This is a genomic window from Mucilaginibacter sp. P5_A6 (assembly GCF_056400585.1).
Window position 1 is genome coordinate 1 of sequence record NZ_JBFUKZ010000065.1, and the last position, 4,531, is coordinate 4,531.

2 protein-coding genes are annotated in these 4,531 nt (G+C 40.5%); both read left to right on the forward strand.

The window, feature by feature from the left end; genetic code table 11:
- On the forward strand, window positions 1-2,704 hold a 2,704-nt coding region (locus AC1DO4_RS27575), incomplete at its 5' end, for a hybrid sensor histidine kinase/response regulator transcription factor (protein WP_477420985.1).
- Between the two features lie 581 nt (window positions 2,705-3,285).
- The coding region (locus tag AC1DO4_RS27580; protein WP_477420986.1) for a SusC/RagA family TonB-linked outer membrane protein at window positions 3,286-4,531 on the forward strand (1,246 nt) is incomplete at its 3' end.

Genomic DNA, 4,531 nt, shown 5'->3' on the forward strand with positions numbered 1-4,531 from the left:
TATCCTGGAAGATTCATCAAACCGGTTATGGATAGGCACTTTTGCGGCGGGTTTGCAAATATTTGACAGGGACAAAAAAATATTTTCGCCTCCCTTTAAAAAAACGGATATCAGGTCGCCTTATGTATCCGCACTCTTTGAGGATACCAAAGGAAATCTCTGGGTAGGAGGATATTCGGGCGTGGATAAAATATTAAAAAATGGACGTGGCGTTATACATTATAATAAAAAGAACAACGACCCTAACAGTTTGATCAGTTATTACATCAATTGTATCATGGAGGACAGCCGCGGCCTGATATGGATAGCGACAAATGACGGACTGAGCATATTGACCCCCGAAACAAACCGTTTTATCTCGCTGACTAAAAAGGACGGGTTGCCCGACAACGAGGTTTTGAATGTATTGGAAGATAACTGGGGGGCCAYGTGGCTAAGTACATCAAACGGGCTGGGCCGGATAACATTGGCCCCGGGTAACGGCACCTATAAATTTCAATTTGAAAACTTTGATGAAACAGATGGCCTGCAGGGCAGAGAATTTAGTATAAATGCAGCCTTAAAAACCAATAAAGGAGAATTGGTATTTGGTGGCTCGCATGGCTTCAATATGTTCGACCCACTGAGTATACATCCGAATATTGATGAGCCTAAATTAATTTTCACTGGTTTCCAGTTATTCAACAAAACCATAGCAGCCAATGAAGCAGTTGACGGCCATGTCGTATTATCTAAAGCAATTTCGGCCACACAGGAGATAACGCTGAAGCACAGCGAAAATGTGTTTACCATTGAGTTTGCCGCCATAAATTTCTTTAACCCCAATAAAATAACGCACCAGTATATGATGGAGGGTTTTGATAAAGGGTGGCTTACTGCAAACAATGCTATCCGGAAAGCCACCTATACCAACCTTGACGGAGGCAATTATACTTTTAATGTAAGGGCAATTGGCCGGGATGGAAAATGGAAACCCAGCTATATAAAATTAAAAATAAAGGTATTGCCCCCGTTCTGGAAATCGTCAATCGCCTATGTTATGTATGTATTTTCCATACTTGGGATCTTGTATTACATCCGCAAACAGGGGATTAAAAAAATAGAAACCCGGTTTGAGATTGAGCGCGTGCGAAAGGAAGCACAGGATAAGCACGAGCTGGATATGATGAAAATAGATTTTTTTACCAACGTTAGTCACGAATTCAGAACGCCTATCGCCCTGATTATGGCGCCAGTTGAAAAGTTGTTAAAACAAGCTGATGATAATTATAGCCGGCGAAAGCTTCAATTGATCCACGAAAATTCTAAGCGGCTGCTTAATATGATTAACCAGTTACTGGATTTTAGTAAAATGACAGTAAAAAAACTTCAGCTTGACCTGCGTGAAGCTGATATCATTAAAACTATTAAAGAAGCAAGCGATTTATTTACCGATCTGGCGGATAAAAAAAATATCAGTTTTTCATTTAAGTGTGATACTGATTCGGGATTTGCTTTTTTTGACCAGGATAAAATTGAAAGAATACTTTTTAACCTGCTTTCAAATGCATTTAAGTTTACCCCCGACTTTGGTAATGTAGCAGTTGAAGCAAAGTTGTTGGAATCCAATAGCGTGGAAATGACCTTGCTCGAAATTAAGGTAATAGATTCGGGTGTCGGTATTCCTGCTGAAAAACACAATAAAATATTTGAGCGGTTTTTTCAAAATGACATGCCCGCTTCGTTAATTAACCAGGGAAGTGGTATTGGCTTGTCAATTACTAAAGAGTTTGTTGATTTGATGGGTGGCGCCATTTCTGTTGAAAGCGAACAAGGGAAAGGGAGCTGTTTTATTGTGCGGCTGCCATTAAAGTTATCCCAGAAAAATGATTTTACCGCTATTGAAAATACCCCCGAAGAAGTGGAAGTTCCTAAACCCGACAGGCCAAGTCAGGAAAAACGCAATAAAAACATTACCATTTTGATTGTAGAGGATAACCCCGATTTCAGGGCCTATCTCAAAGATGATCTTAAATATTTATATACAGTTGCTGAAGCGGTAAATGGTAAAGAAGGCTGGCAGAAGGCGCTGGCTTTACACCCCGATCTGATAATAAGCGATATTAACATGGCCGAAATTGATGGCATTGATTTTTGCAAAAAGATCCGAAGCGATAAACGCACCGAACATATACCATTTATATTAATTACTGCTTTTACCGGCGATGAAAAGCAACTGGCCGGTTTGGAGACCGGGGCGAATGACTACCTTTCTAAGCCTTTTAATTTTGAAATACTACGTTTTAAGGTTCATAATTTGCTTAAAAATCAACAGGTAGTAAAAGAAACATATCGAAGGCAAATTGAAGCGAAACCGGGCGATTTGGAAATCGAAACTCCCGATACGAAATTTATGAAAAAGTTATTGACGGTCATTGAAGAAAATATTTCAAATGCCGGCTTTTCAGTTGAATTGCTAAGCAGTAAGATGCATATGAGCCGCGCAACATTATATAATAAAGTATTTAATCTTTCTGGCAAAACTCCGGTTGAGTTTATCAGGTTGGTAAGGTTAAAAAGAGCAGCACAACTCCTACTCACAAAACAATTCACCATAGCCGAAACTGCCTATGAGGTAGGTTTCAATGATGCGAAATATTTTTCTAAAGTATTTAAAGAAGAATTTTCGATGACGCCTTCCGAGTACCTGGACAGTACAGATTGATCTTCTCACCTCAATCCCGCAGATTCAAATAATTTATAGTTGTGAAAAAAACTGCCTTTGCAACGGGGCGGTATAATCATTTTTTTCGCCTGTTAATTTCGCTAATTTGCTGGTTGTCAATATATTGAATTTTAACAAGATTGACATTTTTCATACCAATCACCCACATTAGTACACCCGGCGATCTGAGCATACAGGGTATATTGCCCCAATATAATACCACCCAAGTTATTATATGTAAGCCCTGATTTATAAACCAATTATTTAGATTATGCCTAAAAGCCGCCATTTACACGTTTATCGTTTTTTTGAATTTTTCACCCTGAAGTAATCTTTTTATTGGAGAGTTTCCCGCTTTTAGGGTAACCTCGATATAAAGCCTTTTTGATATGAGCAGATAATTGAACCGCCCAGCTTTTTGGCGGCACCCTGATTAATTCATTAAATAATATTGAACAGTAAATTTCAAACCCAATAAGATCACCCTATTAGATTATGAAGAAAAACCGAGATTAAAAACCAAATAATTACTAACCAAACACCAATGTACCAATTATCAAACCTTAAAATCCTTTTAAAAGATGGATAAAAATTTACAAAAGAGAGTGAAATACCAGATTTCATTAATTATCGCGGGTATATTTCTTTATATATCTGCCCATGCACAAACCGTAAATATTACGGGYAAAATAACARGYGCCGAMGATGGCCAGCCGATACCAGGCGTAAGCATTAAGATTAAAGGGACAGGCCTGGGCACTATMKCCRGCATTGATGGTRGTTATKCCATWKCSGCTGAGCCRGGCAAAGTGCTTGTTTTTAACTTTTTAGGTTATGCGCAACRGGAAATAACTGTTAAGCAGGCCGGCGCAATTAATGTCAGGCTSAATTCAACATCCAGCAATTTGAACGAGGTTGTTGTTATTGGTTATGSTAAAGCGCGGAGGCCAGATGTAACGGGCGCTATCAGTTCAATATCAGGAGTCAGTTTGCGCCAAACGCAACCAACTACTTTTGACCAGGCCCTGCAGGGTAAAGTTGCAGGGGTTGTGGTTCAACAAGTGTCGGGCCAGCCTGGTGGCGGGGTATCTATTCAAATACGTGGCGTGTCGTCAATAACCGGCTCTAATTCGCCGCTGTACGTAATAGATGGTATTATTATTCCACCGGTTTCCGACCCAGGTAACGGTTCTAATCCGTTAAATGCCATCAATCCCGCCGAAATTGAATCAATAGACGTATTGAAAGATGCTTCGGCAACGGCCATATACGGTTCGCAGGCAACCAATGGCGTAGTGGTTGTTACTACAAAAAGGGGCAAAGCCGGACCTCCGCAGATAAGTTATGATTTCTATACCGGTTACCAGGAAATACTCAAGCGGCTCCCTACAGTAAATTTACCAGAATTTGCAACTTTTATTAACGCCCGGGCCGTTGCCTGGGGTTTTGATGCCAGGCCCGAATTTGCCAACCCTCAATACCTGGGCCCCGGTACCGACTGGCAAAAGGAATTATTCCGGAAGGCCCCGATGATGAATCACACAATTACTATAAACGGCGGGGATGCCAGGACCCAGTATTTATTATCAACCTCGTATTTTAACCAGGACGGGATAGCCCTTGGATCTAATTTTAAAAGATACTCCCTAAGGCTTAATTTAGATAACAAAACCACTGACTGGCTAAAAATAGGGACCAGCCTTCAATTGGCGCATATCAACGAAAATGTAAATTCAACCGCCAGTAATGTAATCGGCACCGCGCTAAGCATTACTCCCGATGTTCCGGTAACAAACGGTGATGGTTCCTTTGGTGGTGTTACCGACC